An 18510-nucleotide genomic window follows, 5' to 3' on the forward strand; every position below is an offset into this window, starting at 1 on the left:
AATAGTTGTAGATTTAGATATATCTTCTTGTAAAGCTCTAAATCTAAATAACTTAAATAGAATCACCTTACGGATTCCCGTAACTCAATTAAAATAAGATTTAGAGATACTTTTCGTGAAGTGGTCTTAAAAAGGAAATAGCAGCGATAGAGGGTCGTCTATTGAAATTAGTAAAGAAAGATCAACAAGAGCAACTTACATTGCTCAAGAGTATTCCTAGAATGGGAGAGAAAATAGCTTTGTTTTTAATTGTATTAACAGATGGGTTTTCTAAGTTTGAGCATGCAGGACAATTGTGTAGTTACGTAGGTATCACACCTACTATACAAGAGTCTGGAAGTAGTGTGAGGAGTAGGGGTAGAATTAGTAAAGTTGGGAATAAAAAGCTCAGAAACTTGCTGTTTCTTTGTGCGTTTTCTGCTTGTAAATATAATAAGGGGTGTAAGGCGATTTATGATCGTATTGTGGCAAAGGGGAAAAGTAAGAAACTGGCGTTAATAGCGGTAGCAAATAAACTTTTAAAACAGGCTTTTGCTATTGTAAAATCAGGTATACCTTATGATGAAAATTTTAAATCAAGATTAGCTTAGAAAGATTTGTTTTTTAACTCAGTTCTTTGTTGTACGTAGTTTTTAATTTACTTTATTTTGGTGTTCTTTTATTTTAGATTCAGATAAATTCAAAAAGCGAGCTGCGTTATTATAATAAATATCTCTTTTTTCTTTTTCAGTTAACCAGTCTATATTATAAATTATTTCAATGTGCTTTCTAACTGTACCAAAATAGTCAGAGGCGAACATCAATCTGTTTCCAAGACCTTCACTAAACAATTTTTTTACATTTGGCTCCCAAATCTCTTTTGGCATAAATAAACTCACTGCTGAAACTTCGCAATATATTTGAGGGTACAATTTCATCAATTCTATTGCTTGTTCTGAATAACCTCCTCCATAATGCAAGAGATAAATTTTTAAATTAGGATGTTTTTCTAAAATAGGTTTTAACAATTCTGGATTTGCGAAAACTGGATTGTAATTAGGTCTTTCCTCATTGTTTACCCTTTCTGGTGGTGGTCCAATATCGGCATGAATGCCTATTGGAATATTAAATTCTTCAGCAATTTTCCAGTATGGTTCTAGTCTCTTATCGGTTGGTGGAATTCCATAGTAGTTAAACATCGATTCACCCAAAATTTTAAGTTTTCCAGTCTTATATATTTCCCGAAGTTCTAATTCATTAAAAAACTCTTTGTAGCAAGGTTCATCTTGTTCGACTGTTTTCATGCAGGGAAAAACCAATCCTCCCCAAAAAAGGCTATCAGTTTCAACATACATTTCAGCGTATTTTAATGTTCCTCCACCAAGTGCTAAAACCACATTGTTTTTATTGTAATCTTCAATAATCCAATCTATTCGCGCACTATCAATATTTACTTTTCGTTGGTTGTAAATCTCATTATCTGCATACCCTTTAGTAATATGGAAATGCATATCGATAATTGGTTGATTCTTTAAAAATTCATCAATATTATTTTGAGCAACAATTGATGAAGTTGTAAAGATTAAAAACAAGGCTATTATTTTTGAAACTATATTTTTCATGATTTTGTCAAATTACGTACAACGTGTTTGTGTATGGTTAGTTGCGTTAGGATTAAAGATAGCAAAAGGGGGCGAGCCTGAGGGAAATTTGGAGAATTTCTCGATTAGCGCATAGAAACCTGTAATTAATTATATACGTTGTTAGCCTTAGTTTTATTTATTGAGCCTCAACAATGCTATTCGCGCTTTTTCATATTTAGGATTAATTTCTAGGCATCTTTGATAGCACGCTATAGCAGTGATAGTATCGCCAAGACTTAAATTAGCGTTTCCAAGTAGTCTCCACGAATAGGTAGATTTCTCATTTAAAGTGTTGTAAAACTCTAAAATTTCTTTTGACTCTAATAACTTTTGGTCATTAATTAAAGCTCCAGTTGATAAGATATCTTGATCGTCTGTGAAATAAATGTCCATGGTATCTTTTTTTAACATATTCCATTGCTCTTTAGCTTTTTCTATTCCATATTTTTTATACACTTCGGTAAATTTATACTTGGATGAAAGTTTATATTCCTTTAGTGGTTCTCCAAATACTGCTTCAGATGCGGCATTTACAATTCTTCCTGCTCTTGAAAAATCTCGATTCGCTAGAACAACGATAGAAACCTCATCTTGCGGGAATATGTATGACATTGCCTCAAAGCCAGTATCACTACCAGTATGCATTATTATAGGACGATCAAGATAGGTTTGTAAAAACCAACTTAATCCAATATTATCTCCCCAAGGTGTCTCGTATTTTGGCGAAACGATCATTTTGAAATGTTTTTTATCTATTACTGAATTTCCATCAATAGTACCTTGGTTAACATGAAGTTGTCCCCATCTACACATATCAAGGAGGCTAGAAACAATACCCGAACTTGGAAAGATTCTTTCATTATATGGAAAGGGAGATAAAGTTTGAGTTTCTAGACCATGTGAATGTGCATTAGCCCAATCTGAAGGTAATACGTCCTTAGGTTTCTTCAAGGAGGTATTCATCATTCCTGCTGGTTTAAAAATTGCTTCATCTAAATATTCATGAAACGGCATCCCACTCACACGACTAATTACGATTCCTAGTATATCGAATGCCGAATTACTATAGCTAAATTTTGTGCCAGGTTCAAAATCTAATTGAAGATTCTTGACAATCTCGATATTCTCATCCAAAGCGTTATTACCATAGGATGGGTCTAGCCAATCATCTATTTTGATATTACGGGGAATTCCAGATGTATGAGTGAGAATATGTTGAATAGTTATTTTGCTGTATCCTTCACCCTTCATTTTAAATTCAGGGATATACTCAATTAAAAGGTCTTCTAAATTTATTTTATTTTCCTGAACTAGTTTGGCAATTGCTACAGCACTAAAAGGTTTGGAAACAGATGCTAAATGAAAACGTGAATTTAGATCAACTTTTTGACCTTGATCAATATTTGCAAAGCCAAATGTTCGCGCATAGATTATATCTTCCCCCTTTGTTATTCCTATTGCTAAACCAGCGGAGTTGTCTGTTAACTTTCTAAGATCTTGAACATAAGGTGTCAATATACTATCTATATAATAACCCGTCTCACCCTTAACAATAGTGCTATTTATCTTTGGTTCATTTGTATTACATGCAATTAAAATTAACGAGAAGATGGCTGTTAGGAATGGTTTCATTGGAAATTAGATTTTTAGTCTGATTGAATTTTGTTACAGTTCTTTTTAAAGAACTAGACTTCAATTAATTGTTACAGTTTCAAAAATTAAGGTTAACGTGTTCGTGTATGGTTAGTTGCGTTGGCAAGAACTAAATTAGTAAAATAGAACTAACCAGAGGAAATTCTGCAGGAATTCCCAAGTAAGCGAGAACCAAGCAATTAATTATACACGTCTTAAGTTTGATTTCTTAACTTTTAAGTATTCATTAGAAAGAACAAAAGAGAGAATTAAGGTTATAATACACGGTGTTACCTACCGTATTTTCTTTTTAGTTTTCTCCATTTCCGTTTGTCCATTGTAATAATTATCAGTCCGTATTTTCCACGTGAACCGTAATATTCACATATTTTATCAGTCGGTTTATGCAAATCTATTTTTTCAATATTCTCTAAAGTGATAAATTCCAAAACTTTTAGTTTCTCTAGTGCATATTGATTTATAATAATCAAAGGATTTTTTGCTGTCGCTAAATCACGAACAATTATTTCAGTATCGACTCCTTCGTGAGAGATTATTACTCCTTTTTCAGAAATAGAATCTTTCTTTTCTGCGTTAAATTCCAAATAGTCGTACGCTTGTTTTTCCACATAACTTTTCAGCGATATAGATTTATCGAGTTGTTTCCATTCCGCATTTGATTCTTGTCCGAAAGTTATATTTCCAACTAAAATTAATGTTATGAGAATTAGTTTTTTCATATGGTTGATAATTAATAAGTGTGAAATTCGGTTATTCAAGTTGTTTTCTCAAGCTTGAATTAGTGAATGGAATTTCTCATTTAGTTAAGTTGCTTCATATGGTAGGTAACGATCTAGTGTATGAGTAGTAGTGGATTTCTACTCACAAACCTTTCGGTTTTGCATTGACCTTTGTTTTATGTTTATACTCTTGTTTTATCACTTAAACTACTATTACTTATGCACCGTATTGTGAGCAGTAATCTTTATATGTTCCAATTAAATTTGGTTAATTTATCAGTTAATTTTTGGTCAACTATTTTTATAGTAATATTAGAGTTTACTTTTTCAAGAATAATCATTGAACCTTTTTCTAATATTCCACTATTGTTAAATTCTGCTTCTCTAATTTTAATAGAATTAGTAATACCATTTGTATAAATTTCTTCATTGTATGGTTCTCCTGTGTGTCCATAAAAATGATATTTGAAAATTACATTATTCAAAAGCTCTCCAATTTCTTTCATTCCATACCCTCTTTGACTGCTATCATCTTTGTCGTGAGTAATGAGTAAATCGAATATCTCCTTATTTTCCTTTATTAGTTCTTTTATTTTCTTTTTTTCGTACTCTTGAATAAATCTATTATTTGTTCGTTCCTTTCTATCTCCAATTCTACCAACTCCTACAAAACTTAAAGTTTCTTTGCCAACTTTTAATTCTTGTTTATGGCCAGTTTTACATACAAAAACACGATTATAAATATCTATTGGAAATCTTGAGTCTTCTGTTTCTTTTTCTAATTTATCTAAATATTCGTGGTCTTCGTGATTACCTCTTACACAAATCATATCAATATTTAATTTGTCTAAAAAACTCCTGACTTCAGGAATATCTTTTATAAAGTAATCATAAAACCCTAATTCGTCTCTATCGGTTTTTGCGTGTTTAATTGTGGCTTTGTCCAAGTTATCAATATTCGGATAACAGCCCATATCACCACATTGCAATATAAAATCAATTGTTTCATTGGTCTCTTTTTGGTAGAGGTCTACTAATTTGAAGGGAAGTAATATTTTTCCGTGTATATCCGAAAAGATAGCAACTTTCATTATTTTTCGTTTTTTCTTATTGCTCACAACGTTCAATATAAGAAATCATAGGACAGGAGATAAGCACTTTCGATTCGATTTATTATTTAGCAGACTTTATAAATATTCACAGGACTTTCGATTTAGCCCAAAAGTCCGCATTACGTTTAGGTTTTGTTAGGCAATGTTTTTTTTGCGTTCTGTATTCTTTCTGATTGGATTTCAGTTTTTCCAATCTCTTGCTTTTATTCCTTTACTAAACTTAGTTTGGCTTACCGAAAATCCTTTCTCAATAATTTCATCATTTCTTAATTCCGACTCCTCTAGGGAACTTTTACTTTTCAATTCGATGTATGCATCAAGTTTATAAGATTCCGAATCCCAGAAAAAAAAATAGCTGTACAATTCTGTATGTACTACGTTTAAATGTGTATTTATTGCTTTGCTTTCTAAAAGCCTTTTCATTGCGAGGTCCCACGTCTTAATTTCGTCAGTTGTAAATTTCGTTGGATTTATGTCCTTTGCGATGTTTAATCTTAGGGCATAAAGGCTCTGTAATTCCGTTCTAGGTTTTGAAAACCCTCTCTGAAATAACACATCATTAGTTTCCATTTCCAATATGCATTTTAAGATTTTATCATCGATATGATATGTCTTTAATTTTGCAAGGACTTGGTTAAATGTCATATGTTTCAAAATATTGCCTAACGTGTTTGTGTATGATTTCGTTGCGTCTTTCAGCAACTAATTTAGCAAATACAAACCGAATAGAAAATCCGCGAGGATTTTCGTAAGTAGGCGAGTACTAGCAATGAATTATACACGGTGTTACCCAACGTTTTTATTTCAGTTTTTTTCTCCGACCCAAACTTTTCCAATTTCAAAAGCATAAGATTCGGTTCCGTCTTTCAATGTTTTTTTAATGTGGTTTCGCTTTAATCTATCGTTAAACCATTTTTTATCTTCTAAATATTCTTTTTCATTTTCATAATCGTCTGGATTTCCAATATCAGTACTAAACATAAAATCTTCGTCAAGTCTATGCTCCCAATTAAAGTTTTCAATCCGATTTTTTGTTATTCTGCCAAGGTCAGTTTTAAATTCTTTTATATTTTCGGGAATGTTAAAAGTCTTATTATAAAAGTCAATTGAGTTTCCGATTGCACAGACAACTTGGGATTTCGAGAACCTTTCCTCGAAAAACCATATTTTCAAATAATAAGATTCATTCAATTCATCAAGTTGTTTTTTCCAACTTTCATAAATATCTAAGAGTCCGTTTAGAATTCTTTTTCTCGTTTCTCGTTTTGGTTCAGGATTTTGGCTATTTGTTATTGATATTCCACTAAATGGATGAACCCAAATTTTTGCATAATCTCTTTCGCTCTGTTTTAGATTTTCTAAATCAAGTTTCAGATTAGCGTTTTTCCATTTTTCAATGTCTTTCCAAATTCGATTATGCCCTCTAATTTTCTTTGTTCTCATTCGGTTTTCTCAAATGTGGTGTAACGTTTAGTGTAAAATGCGTTTTAATGCATTTTTACACAGTGTTGTATGTTGTTTTATTTTAATTCTACTAAGTATTTATATTCTTTAAATATTGAGATAATCGAATCAAAGTAATTCTCTAAATTTCTTTTTGAATACTCATGATTGCTCCATATTAGAGTAAAAGGTTTACCTACTCCGAATCCGCCACAAAAACAATCATGTAAACCATCTAATCCGAAACCAAAGTAACCTCCAATCCCATTTACGGCTTCACCTAAGGCACAATAAAAATCTAATTCAGAATCTATTAATTCCCCATCCAATTTAACGACTAAATTATCTTTATCCTTTGTTATTTTATGTTTTTGGAAATTATAAGAAACAACTAGCCAACCTTCCTTATTTTCTTCTGATAACTCTTTCCAAAGCCCAACAGTTTTAATAGAGTTTTGAAAATACATTTTCCACACATCTAATTCACCACTTCTTGATTCATGGACCTTTGCAGTTAATATCAAATTTGAATTTTTATGCTTTTCTAATATCGTAATATCGCAGATAGATAATTCTCCTAAAATTTTTTTGTTTTGATCTAGGAGGCTTAAATATCCTTCAGTGACAAATTTTTCTCTTTCATTTTCAAAATTAGAGTTTAATTCTTCATTCTTAATTTGAATATTAATAGTATGATATTTTCCTTCAATTTTCTCAAATTTAAGGCTTCCAATATCAGCAATGTAAGCAATTATATTGGGTGGTTTTGGATAATTGTCAAATCTTAATCCTATCATCTTTGTAAATTACATACAACGGTATTGTATAAGAATAATGCGGTTTTGTGTGCGAGGAATTTCCGCAGGAAATTCAGAAGTAACAAAAATGCACTGCCCTCTGTTTAAGCACTAAATTACGCATTATTTTTATGCGTTGTTGTAGGTAGTTTTTATTTCCGATAACCATGTATTCTTATTTTATTCAATTCCGTAATGAATTCTATATTTGTCTTTTCTAATTCAGCTTTTAATTCCGACGTATTATTCAGAGTTAGATGCTCCAACTCCAAGAACTCTATAAAGTCCCCAGAATTGTCAATCAGAATTGAGGTCTGTTCGAGTTCGAGTATATGTTTAGGTTTTCTAATTTCAGGCGAGAGAAGAGTTTTTAATTCAAATTCAGCGTTGTTTTGTTCAATCAATTCAAATATCCAATACCATTTATGATTGTTCAATAAACTTCCAGAAGTTTTTTCGAGTATAAAATTCCGAGTTTCCTTGATTCTAGAATCTCGTTTTTCTTTACTTCTTAAATGATATAATTCACTTTTTTTCGTCATTTCTCAAATTACCTACAACGTCTCGGCTATGGTTAGTACGGGAATTAAAAGTAACTAATCCCCGATTAAGCACTTAGCCAAATCTTTTTATTTTGTTTTATCTTTTTTGTTTTAAAGCCAAATCAAAAGATTTAGCGGACTTAGTTAAAAAGCAATATATTTTGGGTTAAGTACCAAAACCCGTATTAACTATAGCCATTGTTGGCAGTAGTTATTTTATGGTAATTCGTAATTTTTAAAGAAGTTCCACATTAAAGAACTAGCATTAAAATGATTTGTTATTTCTAAATTTGGCAAAGCTTGTCCACCTGGCCAAGTATGACCTCCATCTTGACTTACATAGAGTTCTATTTGTACGTTATTCTCACAATCTGAGTATTTGAAAAAATCATACGTATTTAAATCACTAAATATGGTTTGTTTAATTAAATCACAATTATAATCATTAGCAATTAACAGCAGAGTAGAATCAATTGAAGGAAACTCAAAGTCAATATTAGGTGAGGAAGAAAATCCGCCATTATAAGGTGCATTTAAGTCTTGGTATGAGTGAAAATGTATAATAGGTACTTTTCTTATAGGATTAAATGGGAAATCCTGAAGTACTCCAGCAACTGATGATACTGCAGCAAATTTATCAGGATATCGGTTAGCTAATTTATATGCAAATTGACCTCCATTGGAAAAACCTGTTGCATAAACTTTTTTACGATTGATTGATATTTCAAGCTTTAATTTTTCAAGTAATGAATTTATAAAACCAACATCATCAGTTGCTAGTGTTGTAGCTGAAGGGCAACAATCTCCAGCATTCCAAGTTCTAAATCCGAATGTTTTTAAGCCTTCAGGATAAACAACAATAAAGTTTTCTGAATCAGAAAGTTCGGATAACTGAGATTGAAATTCAATTCCTTCATAACCTAATTGTCCACCTCCGTGCATTGCAAAAATTAAAGGGTAGGAAATCGAAGGATTATAACTTGCAGGTAAATGAACAAAATAAGTTCGTTCTAATCCGTCACTAACAATGGATTCATAATATTCCAATTCAATCGTTTGATTATCGTCTTGTTTGTTACAAGAGATTAATGTTGTAAATATAAATAGATATATGATTTTTGTCATTTCGTTTTAATTAAACACAACGGTTTTGTATAAGATTAGTTGCGTGTTTCAGTACCTAATTTAGCAAATACAAACCGAATAGAAAATTCAAGAGGATTTTCGTAAGTTGGCTTGTACAAGCAATTAATTTTATACGGTGTTAGCAAACGTATTAATTTTCAACTTCGATTATTTTTGATTCGCTATTATCATCTGATTCAGTATATTCAGATTCCGTCATTACTTTTTTTAATTGATTTATAGTTTTAATGTGACTATAATCATTAAATTCTTCAAAAACCTCAAAATATATAGAATCATTAGGCTTTCTTTTAATAGCTAATTCTAGTAAAATTTTACTTCTAATGCTATCGCCAATCGTCATATACATTGATGCCATACTTAATGTGTCAGTTTTTGTCCAATATTCTTGCGCTTTTTTAGAAAATACTTCTCGTGCTTTTTCATAATACAATTCAGACTCCTCATTTTTATCAAAGACCGCTAACAAAAGTCCAGTTTTAGAATAATATTGATATGAATCTGGATTAAGCTCAATCAATTTTTTATTCAGTTCTAAAGACTTTTCAAAATCGAGAGTTTCAAAAGTTAATTCAGACAAAACCCGATAAGCATCAATATTCGAATTGTCTAACAATATAATTTTTTCACAATCTTTAATGGCTGCACGTTTTTTTCCCGAAATTCTGTTACTATTTACTTGCTTAAATAATTCAGCAATTTCTTTTTCATTATTAGTGTTACAACTAAAAAGGAGTAAGATTAATGATATGCAGATAGTCTGTTTCATATGTTTGCTAACGGGTTTGTGTATGATTTCGTTGCCTTGGGATTAAAGATAGCAAATGGGGAGGAACCTGAGGAATATTCGGAGAATACTCCGATTAGTACATACGATACTCTAGCAATGAATTATACACGGTGTTGTGTAACGTAATTATTCCAAATTCTATGGTTAATTTTTATATTCCCAATAACTTTCTACAGAAGAAGCATCGGTTTTTAATTTTTCATTAATTAACTTTTCCAGTAACAAGAATGCATTAATATATCTATCTTTATATTGGCTTACACAATTATCAATACCTCTCCATCTTGAATTTTTTACATCCTCATTAATTTCTGACTCATCTTTAAATGCATTTCCATTTTTAAGCAAAATTTGTAAAGCATTTTTTCGCATTTCTCTCAAATTCTCATTTGAGATATAATTTTCACTTGAATTTATTTTTTTAATTATTTTTTTAATAAGTTTAATTATTAGTTCTTTTCGTTCTTTGTCAATCAAAAATTCATCTAAACTCATTGACATTCCTCCATAAATCAAAGGTAATGAATGCAGTGCAAGCTCTTCTTTATATTGAATTATCCATGAATTGGAATCAAATTCAGTTAATTTAATTTCATTAATAAGACAATTTTGCATTGCTTCTACAAAACCATCTTTTGCCCAAAAACCGTAATCTTTGAATTCGATAAAGCTTGATGCCATATTTTTATCGTTTGTTTAATGCTACACAACGGTTTGTGTATGAAAAGTGCGGCTTTTGATGCGCGGTACTTTCCGAAAGACTAAAGTTAATTAAATTGTAGGAGTTTTAATTCATTAACCATCGAGCGCATTTTTTATATACGTTGTTGGACAGCATTATTTATCCTTGCCTTTAATCTTGTCTATAATTTCCACAATTTTTTCTAATAATTTAGGGTCAAAATCTTCACTTTTTTGCCCCATAAATGAAGATTGATTGCTAATATTCCAATCTCGGAAGATATCTTTTAGTTCTTCTGTTTCAATTCTTTTATTGAATACTTGTAAATAGAACTTACCAAATGAAATTGCGTGAATTCTATCAGCAATTTTCATTGTTTCGTTCATATAGGATTTGCCTAAATTGAATGAGTACTTAGAAGATGCAATTAGTAGTATTATAATTAGGGCACTTTTGATAGCAAAGAATATTGTTTTACTCCAATTTTCATTATCTCCAAAATTTTCCAATCCAGAGTTAGAGAGCCATATTGTTGCAGCAACTCCAGATACAAGCGCAATAAAACCTAGAGAGTACCAGATTAATGCGTATTTTTTCATATTAGATTCTTTTGACTTTAGGTCACTTAAAGTTTGTTCAATGTATTCTGGTGCAGAAGATTCAATTTTTTCTTTAACCTCTTTTTCTTGCTCCTCAATTGCTATTTGTTTACCATAGAATGAGTTAATTGCAATATCTAATTCCAGAGCGGTTTCTTCTGCATCATTTTCAGTTACACCGTTTAACGTAATCCCCTGAATATTTCTAATAGAACTTGGTAAATCGTTAAAAAATACATTCGGGTAGAATATTGGAATAAAAAGTTTTCGAAGATTCGAATGAACTGAATAATTCCGTAGTTGCATTACTTCATTCGTAAAGTAATTTGAGTTCATCGAATCATTTGAAATCAAGGCTATTTGAATGTCAGCACTTTTCATAGAATTCTTCAGCGAGGTATTTATATCGTGACCTACTTCAAAGTCACTTAGCACCAATTCGTGACCTAAATCAGTCAACCTATTCATTAAAGCACGAACAAAGCCATCTTTTTCTCTTGAGTGTAAAATATAAATTTTTGCCATACTTATTATGTTCTTTAATAATGCCCAAACTATAGTATTAGTAATGACTTGCCCTATTTTTTTTATACATTGTTAGGTGCTGCCTTTTTATTTAAATTCTTGAAGTGGTTGAGTATGTCTTATTGAATCTTTTTCAAAAGCTAATATATGAGCATATTTAACATCAACTGAATCATTTTTAATAGAATTAGCAAAATATGTCAAATAATCAAAAGGTGGATTTGGTTTTATAAGGTTAATAAGTTCATTGCCAGCATTACTGAAAACATCAACAGGCATTTTTATTGTTGGTGTATTAGCTTTTACTTTTGCGATTATCACGATACTTCCAGAAGTAAATACTCTTTGAGTTTCTTTTGAGTCTTTTGCTATTAGGTAGTTTACATATGTTCCTGGTTGTATTAATCCTATTTCTGTTAATAAAGCTATATCTGCATAGAATAGTTTGTATTTTTCACTTAATATTTTTTCGTTTTTACCTTTAAATAAATAATTCGTGTTTGCTGATTTTATTGCGAAACTTGCAACTTTCATAAAAGTATCTGCTTCTTTCTTTGAAAGATTACGAATCAGTTCCAATGTTCTTAAAGAATAGGTTTTAGGTTGTTTTATTTCTCCAGCAAGGATTTTCCCCCATAAAGCTTGCATTTCTTCGTTACTAACTTCTTCGGCAATACGGAAAAATCGAGTTGTCCAATCTTTATCAACTGGTTCATCGGTTACAAGACCTTCATTTTTTAGTTCTTCGGCTGCATAAGCTGTAACATTTTCTAAATTAATCTGTTTTTTAGTTTCTTGGAAGTTGATTCTTTCTTGAACTCGTTCTTCAATTGGCGGTTCAATTAGAATTGGCTCATCAGTTTTTATTGGTAATTCTTTAGGCGAACTAATAGCTATTTTATCATCTTTATATTCTATTCCTCCACCTGTTAACTTAAAATTTTCTTTAATAGCGTTTGCCATTATTTTCATTTCGTCAGCTTTTGCTTCTGCAAGCTTCTTTATTGCATATGCTTGTGTGTCGACATCTTTCCTATCAAAATAGGGCTTGGATATTCTGCCAACTGAATTTGAGACAATGTCAATTAGTTTGTCAATCGGTAAGACTTTCCCAAGTCCTAAAATGTCGTTTAATTTCATTATTTATTATTAAAGTATGTAATAGTCGGAGAATTTATATGAAAGTAATATTTTTTAATTGAGTAATAACTATTGCTATTGTTTTCGCAATTAATTAATTAGAACGAGAATTATGTTTTTTTTTATTTTTTATTTCTAATTCTAATAACATTAATGGATTGCATACATTTTGATAATTTATTTCACAACCTCTTTTAATTTCATTTTTTAAAGTTTTATTAAATCTAGTAAAACATCCGTGTAAATAACAACAAGAATTAAATAGATTTATGTTAGTGATTTTTTCAGATTCATTAACTATTCTTAGTGTTTGAGATATTGCACTACTATAATCAAAAACATTTTTAGAATTTAAATTTTCACTCATACATTCAACTAATATATTTAGATTTTCAAGAAAAGTTTTTAATTCTTTTAAATCTAATCCTTGATTAAACTGAAAGTGTTTACAAGTATAAGTTACGATCTTACTATGAATACGTTCTAGATTAAATAGTTTATCTCCTATTGTATATGCATTTATTGCTTTTTTCATCTTGGCTGTATGTTTTTTAGGTGCGATAGCAAATTATTATATTGATCAAAGTCATCGATTAAAATTAAATTTGTCCCTACTCTTTCTTTATATTTTTCTAAGATAATATCAGCTTTGTCTCTTAAAGTAATCAAAAATGATTCGGGTAATGAGTATGAAGAATCTATTAATGGAAAATATTCAGCTAATTCTTCTAGTACTTCTTCTAAATGCGGATCACTAGCGCCATATCCTACAAACAGTGTTGAATAACGAGTAAACAGCATACGCAAAGCAAAAGAGAAACCTTCATATTTCTTTAATATTATTTTATTGTAATCTTCTTTTGCAAAAATTAATTCATCAATCTCAAGATTATTAACTATACCATGAACATGAATAATTGCAGATTGTTCATTATTTATTAATTTTATTATTTCTGTTTGATTTTTAAAGCTAAAAGTATTTCCAGATAGTCTTATATGTCCTACATCATACGCAGCTGATTGTAATAAATCATCATAATTAGAAGTTAAAATATATTTATAATTTGTAGATACAATATCAATATGTTTTTGATTAGCTTTATTACTTCCAAATGTTGAACCTATCCAGTTATGATAGTCTTTATAAGCTTGTGATTGAGGTATAGTTAACTCTATAGAATCTCTTAATCTATTCTTTAATACAGTCGCTATTTCAATAGGATTAAAACGTCCGGATGCTTTTCTCTTATCTGCCATATCACAAATTTCATGAATAGCCTTTTTGTCCTTCTCTTGAACAAATCGAATATGCCTTGCCATATCAATAAATTGTTCAATTAATCCATTCCAAGTTGGAATTCCTGAATCAATGGAAATTCCTGAACCAATAAAAATATTAAGTTTACCTTCTATAAGAAGCTTTTCTAAAATAGGAAGTGCTTCTTTAATTTCATACCTCATAAATTTATTTTTACTTTGTTAACATGAATGAAAACTGATTTTTAATTACTCGAATTTTTTTTGTAAACGGAAGCATTTATATTCATTATGTTATTATCAGTTATTTTAATCCAACTGTATTCTTCAAATTCAAATTCATCAGATAATTTGGTTTAAAGATTTTATCATTTTTAACAATTATATTGAGTACAAGTAGTATTGTCCGAAACGATTAGTTATGCTGGGTCAAATTGATATTACTTATAGCATTCATAATACTAGAATAATCATGTTTTGAATAAATATGCATTTATTAATAATTAAGATAACTTGTAAAATGTCAATTTTTGTAAATACAAACAGTTACGATTTTCTTATAAATATTTTACAAATCACATGCTCAATTTATAAAACTAACTAACTCAGATAGAACCACCTTACGGATTCCCGTAACCCAGTTAAAAAATATATTTAGAGATGATTTTCGCGAAAGCGATTTTAAAAAAGAATATAGAAAAGAGAATATAGAGGGTAGAGAAGAAGAACAGAGAAGTTGTGGTCACGTAATATTCTAAAACAAAAAAACCACCTCTTTTGGAGGTGGTTTCCCTTCTACTTGTGTAGAAGTGTCCGAATATCTAATTGTTTTTGTTCTCAATAAATAAAACTAGATAAACGTATTATCATCCATCAAAACGATACTCGCCATTTTCTTCTAGATCGGCGGCAATCTGATTACGTAATGCAATTACGTTTGGTTGGTTTTGATATTTGGTAAAACGTTTAAGGCCCATAAGCATCATACGTTGTTCGTCCCCTTCGGCAAAAGAAACAATAGCTTCTTTGGCTTTGGTTTGTATGATATCTACAGCATTAAATAGGTACAATTGTGTCATTGCGATTTGGGTCGACTGACTTTCTACACCGAAACGTTTTGCGTTTTTCTCGGTGCGCAATATAGCACTTTCCGACATATAAATCTCTATTAAAATGTCGGCAGCACTCATTAATAATTGTTGGTGTTCTTCTAGTTGCGGACCATACTTCTGTACGGCTGCTCCAGACACCATTAAGAATACTTTTTTAAGCTTTGCAAGCAATGCTTTTTCTTCAGAAAGTGTCTCCGAATAATCTGGTGTTTCAAATGAAGGGATTCCTACCAGTTCTTCACCTACAGCAGTTGCAGGGCCTAAGAAATCTACATGTCCTTTCATTGCTTTCTTTACCAACATCCCTACAGAAAGCATACGATTAATCTCGTTTGTTCCTTCATAAATACGTGAGATACGTGCATCACGCCAAGCTGATTCCATTGGGGTATCGGCAGAGAAGCCCATTCCTCCAAAAATTTGGATTCCTTCATCGGTGGTTTGCTGTACATCTTCAGATACGGCTACTTTTAAAATAGAACACTCAATAGCATATTCTTCTACACCTTTAAGCTCTGCTTCTTGATGTGAATTTCCTGCTGCTTCGCGCATTGCAATACGATCTTCTATGTTTTTGGCAGCACGATATGATGCAGACTCATCTACATATACATTAGTCGCCATAAGTGCCAACTTCGCTTTAATGGCACCAAAATCAATGATAGGTGTCTTAAACTGCACACGTTCTTTTGCATACTTAATAGACTCATCAATCACACGACGTTGTGCGTCTAGACACGCGCCAGCTAGTTTGATACGTCCTACGTTTAAGGCATTCATCGCAATTTTAAATCCGTTACCACGCTCAGAAAGCATATTTTCTACCGGTACTACAGTATCGCTAAAGAATACCTGGCGGGTAGACGAGGAGTGGATTCCTAATTTCTTCTCTTCATCTCCAAGAGAAATTCCATTGCTAGGATCATTTTCTACAATAAATCCAGTGATATTCTTATCATCTTCTATACGTGCAAACACGATAAAAACACTACAAAAACCTGCGTTTGAGATCCACATTTTCTGTCCTGAAATCTTATAACTTTTCCCATCTTCAGATAGGACTGCTTTTGTCTTTCCAGAGTTTGCATCAGATCCCGCGCCTGGTTCTGTCAAACAGTAGGCTCCAAACCACTCACCACTCGCAAGTTTTGGAACATACTTTTTCTTTTGTTCTTCGTTACCATATAAAGTAATTGGCATGGTACCAATTCCCGTATGTGCTCCAAAGGCAGTACTAAATGACCCAGTAGCTCCAGAGATATAATCACAAACAAGCATGGTAGAGACAAAGCCCATTCCAAGCCCATCATAAGCTTCTGGTACAGCAACTCCTAGTAAACCTAGTTCGCCTGCTTTGCGCATACATGCTTCTGTAAATGCATAATCTTTTTGCTCAAAGCGTTCCCAATGCGCCCAGATCTCACGATCTACAAACTCTTTGGTACTATCACGCATCATTTTCTGTTCTTCACTGATATCTTCGAGTGTAAATACATCTTCACATGCGGTTTCTCTCACGAGGAATTGTCCGCCGCGTAGGATATCTTTTTCTGTTGCTTCTGTGCTCATTGGTTGTCTATTTATTAATAAGATTATGGAACATAGATTATAGAGTATAGACACTATCTAATTAGGTCTGAGTTATCTATATACTATGCTTTAATATTCAATCCTTTTTTATTATTTTTTTAAGCTTTCGCGAAAGCTTACTCCTTATTTTCTATACTCTTAAAAGCCATGGGCTTTATTTAAGGAACTCATATATCCCAGCAGCTCCTTGTCCAGTACCTACACACATCGTCACCATTCCATATTTACCGCTCATATCACGCTTACGCATCTCATCAAAGAGTTGTACTGATAATTTTCCTCCCGTACATCCTAATGGGTGTCCAAGGGCAATGGCTCCTCCATTTACATTTACGATGTCTGGATTTAGCCCTAATTCACGAATCACAGCTAATGATTGTGAAGCAAAGGCTTCATTAAGCTCAATAAGTTCAATATCTTTTTGTTGTAATCCAGCTTGCTTTAATGCTTTTGGCACTGCAGCAACAGGTCCTATTCCCATAATGCGCGGTGGTACACCAGCCGCAGCATAGTTTACCATACGTGCGATAGGTTCTAGGTTTAATTCTTTTACCATCTCTTCACTCATCACAAGTACAAAGGCAGCTCCATCACTCATTTGTGAAGAGTTTCCTGCAGTAACACTTCCGCCTGCAGCAAATACAGGGCGTAGTTTGTTAAGCACTGCAGTATTGGTTCCTGCACGAGGTCCTTCATCTTTGGTTACCGTATACTTCTTTGTGGCTTTCTTCCCATTCTCATCTACATATATTTGTTCTACATCAATGGGTACGATCTGATCTTGAAAACGATTTTCTGCTTGCGCTTTTAAGGCTTTCATATGTGAGTTATAGGCAAATTCATCTTGGTCTTCACGAGAGACCTTAAATTCGTTTGCTACAGCCTCAGCAGTATTCCCCATACCCCAGTAATAATCTTCATGTCCTGCTTTTACAATAGCGTCATAGTTTAATTCTGGTTTAAATCCTGTCATCGGTACAGACGACATAGACTCGGCTCCACCAGCAATGATACAACTTGCCATTCCTGATTGGATTTTGGCAACGGCCATTCCGATGGTTTCTATTCCTGAAGAACAAAAACGGTTGACAGTCACACCTGGCACATCAATAATGTCTAGTCCCATTAATGAGATGAGACGTGCCATATTCAGTCCTTGCGCTCCTTCTGGCATTGCATTTCCAACAATCACGTCGTCTATGCGTTTTTTATCAAAGTTGGGTAGCTCATTCATCATATATTGAATGGTCTCTGCTGCCAACTCATCTGCTCGCTTAAAGCGAAATACTCCTTTTGGTGCTTTCCCTACGGCTGTACGGTAGGCTTTTACTATATATGCTGTTTTCATCTTTATATAAGATTATAGAATATGGAGTATAGAATATAGACTTAACTGTCTAAACGATCTATAAAAGCTCCTATCATTCTTTGTATTTGGTGTATTCTATCTATTAATTCTTTGTAATCTGTATCTGTAACATAGCCTTGAATATTTGCAATTTCTAGTTGTGTTTCCCATTCGTATGCAGATCCTAAACTTGTCTCTAGATATGTTTTAAAATGTTTATCTGTTGACTTTGCTGTCCCTTCTGCTATATTTGATGGAATAGAAAGTGCGCTTCTATTCATTTGGCTTGTTATATTATAGAGTTCCGTTTTTGGGAATGTTTTTGTCAATTTATAATTCAGTGTCACGAAACTTATTCCGTCTTTCCAAATTTTTAAATTTCTAAAATTATGTCTCGCCATCTATGTGCTCTATAATCTATGCTCTATTATCT

At 32.0% G+C, this 18510-nt stretch carries 17 protein-coding genes and 1 pseudogene; 1 reads left to right on the top strand and 17 read right to left on the bottom strand.

Translation table 11 applies throughout. The features are described 5' to 3' along the window. Positions 1–125: 125 nt before the first annotated feature. A pseudogene (locus ABJD27_RS05305) lies at positions 126–590 on the top strand (transposase); the annotation flags it as partial. Between the two features lie 42 nt (positions 591–632). On the opposite strand, the gene ABJD27_RS05310 reads toward ABJD27_RS05305, so the two are convergent. The 17 genes from ABJD27_RS05310 to ABJD27_RS05390 form a co-directional block, all read right to left on the bottom strand. After that, positions 633–1601 carry an amidohydrolase family protein gene (locus ABJD27_RS05310; protein WP_348167192.1) on the bottom strand — a complete coding sequence of 323 codons (969 nt, stop codon included), beginning with the start codon at positions 1599–1601 and terminating at the stop codon, positions 633–635. Positions 1602–1754: 153 nt separating this feature from the next. Further along, the gene (locus tag ABJD27_RS05315; protein ID WP_348167189.1) at positions 1755–3254 is read right to left on the bottom strand and encodes a serine hydrolase; all 1500 of its coding nucleotides are present in this window, start codon (positions 3252–3254) and stop codon (positions 1755–1757) included. Positions 3255–3544: 290 nt separating this feature from the next. Beyond that, positions 3545–3994, bottom strand: a complete 450-nt coding sequence (locus ABJD27_RS05320; protein ID WP_348167186.1) for a hypothetical protein — start codon at positions 3992–3994, stop codon at positions 3545–3547. 245 nt (positions 3995–4239) lie between these two features. Beyond that, positions 4240–5085: a metallophosphoesterase gene (locus ABJD27_RS05325; RefSeq protein WP_348167184.1), complete on the bottom strand. Its 846-nt coding sequence runs from the start codon at positions 5083–5085 to the stop codon at positions 4240–4242. 201 nt (positions 5086–5286) lie between these two features. After that, positions 5287–5751, bottom strand: coding sequence for a hypothetical protein (locus ABJD27_RS05330; protein WP_348167181.1), 465 nt, complete (start codon positions 5749–5751; stop codon positions 5287–5289). A 159-nt stretch (positions 5752–5910) separates the two neighbouring features. Continuing rightward, complete coding sequence (locus ABJD27_RS05335) at positions 5911–6549, bottom strand: hypothetical protein (protein ID WP_348167178.1); 639 nt, start codon at positions 6547–6549, stop codon at positions 5911–5913. A 77-nt stretch (positions 6550–6626) separates the two neighbouring features. Continuing rightward, complete coding sequence (locus tag ABJD27_RS05340; protein WP_348167175.1) at positions 6627–7346, bottom strand: barstar family protein; 720 nt, start codon at positions 7344–7346, stop codon at positions 6627–6629. Between the two features lie 758 nt (positions 7347–8104). Further along, entirely contained in the window at positions 8105–9013 is a 909-nt protein-coding gene (locus tag ABJD27_RS05345) for a PHB depolymerase family esterase (RefSeq protein ID WP_348167172.1), read from the bottom strand. A gap of 151 nt (positions 9014–9164) precedes the next feature. Further along, positions 9165–9803: a hypothetical protein gene (locus ABJD27_RS05350; protein WP_348167169.1), complete on the bottom strand. Its 639-nt coding sequence runs from the start codon at positions 9801–9803 to the stop codon at positions 9165–9167. Between the two features lie 165 nt (positions 9804–9968). Next, positions 9969–10505: a hypothetical protein gene (locus ABJD27_RS05355; RefSeq protein ID WP_348167166.1), complete on the bottom strand. Its 537-nt coding sequence runs from the start codon at positions 10503–10505 to the stop codon at positions 9969–9971. A 156-nt stretch (positions 10506–10661) separates the two neighbouring features. Continuing rightward, positions 10662–11630 (bottom strand): toll/interleukin-1 receptor domain-containing protein, encoded by a 969-nt coding sequence (locus ABJD27_RS05360; protein ID WP_348167163.1) that lies wholly within the window; start codon positions 11628–11630, stop codon positions 10662–10664. Between the two features lie 87 nt (positions 11631–11717). Then, the gene (locus ABJD27_RS05365; protein WP_348167160.1) at positions 11718–12770 is read right to left on the bottom strand and encodes a DUF2806 domain-containing protein; all 1053 of its coding nucleotides are present in this window, start codon (positions 12768–12770) and stop codon (positions 11718–11720) included. A 94-nt stretch (positions 12771–12864) separates the two neighbouring features. Continuing rightward, entirely contained in the window at positions 12865–13305 is a 441-nt protein-coding gene (locus tag ABJD27_RS05370; RefSeq protein ID WP_348167157.1) for a hypothetical protein, read from the bottom strand. Beyond that, on the bottom strand, positions 13302–14231 hold the full coding sequence (locus tag ABJD27_RS05375; RefSeq protein WP_348167154.1) for an SIR2 family protein: 930 nt from the start codon (positions 14229–14231) through the stop codon (positions 13302–13304). Before ABJD27_RS05375 ends, ABJD27_RS05370 begins: the two co-directional genes overlap by 4 nt. 662 nt (positions 14232–14893) lie before the next feature. Beyond that, positions 14894–16708: an acyl-CoA dehydrogenase family protein gene (locus ABJD27_RS05380; RefSeq protein ID WP_348167151.1), complete on the bottom strand. Its 1815-nt coding sequence runs from the start codon at positions 16706–16708 to the stop codon at positions 14894–14896. Positions 16709–16883: 175 nt separating this feature from the next. Beyond that, positions 16884–18077, bottom strand: a complete 1194-nt coding sequence (locus ABJD27_RS05385) for an acetyl-CoA C-acyltransferase (RefSeq protein ID WP_348167149.1) — start codon at positions 18075–18077, stop codon at positions 16884–16886. Between the two features lie 41 nt (positions 18078–18118). Next, entirely contained in the window at positions 18119–18478 is a 360-nt protein-coding gene (locus ABJD27_RS05390; RefSeq protein ID WP_348167146.1) for a four helix bundle protein, read from the bottom strand. Positions 18479–18510 lie beyond the last annotated feature (32 nt).

It is taken from the genome of Dokdonia sp. (assembly GCF_039945015.1).
Classification (GTDB): domain Bacteria; phylum Bacteroidota; class Bacteroidia; order Flavobacteriales; family Flavobacteriaceae; genus Dokdonia.

Bases quoted from the DNA above. Each gene is read 5' to 3' on its own strand.
- ABJD27_RS05340 (WP_348167175.1), bottom strand. From the start codon at position 7,346: ATGATAGGATTAAGATTTGACAATTATCCAAAACCACCCAATATAATT.
- ABJD27_RS05320 (WP_348167186.1), bottom strand. From the start codon at position 3,994: ATGAAAAAACTAATTCTCATAACATTAATTTTAGTTGGAAATATAACT.
- ABJD27_RS05385 (WP_348167149.1), bottom strand. From the start codon at position 18,077: ATGAAAACAGCATATATAGTAAAAGCCTACCGTACAGCCGTAGGGAAA.
- ABJD27_RS05350 (WP_348167169.1), bottom strand. From the start codon at position 9,803: ATGAAACAGACTATCTGCATATCATTAATCTTACTCCTTTTTAGTTGT.
- ABJD27_RS05360 (WP_348167163.1), bottom strand. From the start codon at position 11,630: ATGGCAAAAATTTATATTTTACACTCAAGAGAAAAAGATGGCTTTGTT.
- ABJD27_RS05375 (WP_348167154.1), bottom strand. From the start codon at position 14,231: ATGAGGTATGAAATTAAAGAAGCACTTCCTATTTTAGAAAAGCTTCTT.
- ABJD27_RS05315 (WP_348167189.1), bottom strand. From the start codon at position 3,254: ATGAAACCATTCCTAACAGCCATCTTCTCGTTAATTTTAATTGCATGT.
- ABJD27_RS05310 (WP_348167192.1), bottom strand. From the start codon at position 1,601: ATGAAAAATATAGTTTCAAAAATAATAGCCTTGTTTTTAATCTTTACA.
- ABJD27_RS05325 (WP_348167184.1), bottom strand. From the start codon at position 5,085: ATGAAAGTTGCTATCTTTTCGGATATACACGGAAAAATATTACTTCCC.
- ABJD27_RS05355 (WP_348167166.1), bottom strand. From the start codon at position 10,505: ATGGCATCAAGCTTTATCGAATTCAAAGATTACGGTTTTTGGGCAAAA.
- ABJD27_RS05335 (WP_348167178.1), bottom strand. From the start codon at position 6,549: ATGAGAACAAAGAAAATTAGAGGGCATAATCGAATTTGGAAAGACATT.
- ABJD27_RS05345 (WP_348167172.1), bottom strand. From the start codon at position 9,013: ATGACAAAAATCATATATCTATTTATATTTACAACATTAATCTCTTGT.
- ABJD27_RS05390 (WP_348167146.1), bottom strand. From the start codon at position 18,478: ATGGCGAGACATAATTTTAGAAATTTAAAAATTTGGAAAGACGGAATA.
- ABJD27_RS05330 (WP_348167181.1), bottom strand. From the start codon at position 5,751: ATGACATTTAACCAAGTCCTTGCAAAATTAAAGACATATCATATCGAT.
- ABJD27_RS05380 (WP_348167151.1), bottom strand. From the start codon at position 16,708: ATGAGCACAGAAGCAACAGAAAAAGATATCCTACGCGGCGGACAATTC.
- ABJD27_RS05370 (WP_348167157.1), bottom strand. From the start codon at position 13,305: ATGAAAAAAGCAATAAATGCATATACAATAGGAGATAAACTATTTAAT.
- ABJD27_RS05365 (WP_348167160.1), bottom strand. From the start codon at position 12,770: ATGAAATTAAACGACATTTTAGGACTTGGGAAAGTCTTACCGATTGAC.